Source organism: Salinicoccus sp. RF5 (assembly GCF_020786625.1).
Taxonomy (GTDB): Bacteria; Bacillota; Bacilli; order Staphylococcales; family Salinicoccaceae; genus Salinicoccus.
Map to the genome: position 1 here is coordinate 1 of NZ_JAJGRC010000013.1, position 456 is coordinate 456.

General features: G+C 69.5%; 1 protein-coding gene. It reads right to left on the reverse strand.

Features of this window, described 5'->3' with window-relative positions; genetic code table 11:
• Positions 1-456, reverse strand: a 456-nt coding sequence (locus LLU09_RS12530) for a circularly permuted type 2 ATP-grasp protein (RefSeq protein WP_228312052.1), incomplete at both ends; no start/stop codon positions are given.

Sequence of the window (456 nt, forward strand, 5' to 3'; positions counted from 1 at the left end):
GCTGCACGCGCAGGTCGCGATAGAGTTCCGGCAAGGCCCGCGAGACGATCTGCCGGTTCTCCAGCGCATAGCCCGCGCCGGACGGAGCCTGGGTGCGGTCGGCAAGGACCTGCCAGCGTCCGTCGGCATCGCGCGCCAGGTCCACGGCATAGCTGTGCAGGAAAATCCCGCCGGGCGGCCGGATGCCGAGCGCCGGCCAGAGGAAGTTCGGATGGCCGAAGACCAGTTCGCTGGGCAGCAGCCCTTCGGCGAGCAGACGCTGGTCGCCGTACAGGTCGGCCAGCAGCGCATTGAGCAGCCGAGCACGCTGCGCCACACCAGCGGCGATCGGCTGCCACTCGGCGGCGGACAGCAGGTTCGGCAGAAGGTCCAGCGCCCAGGGGCGGTCGGTGCCCTTGGGATCGGCGTAAACGTTGTAGGTGACGCCGTTCTCCTGGATCTGCCGTTCCACCAGGG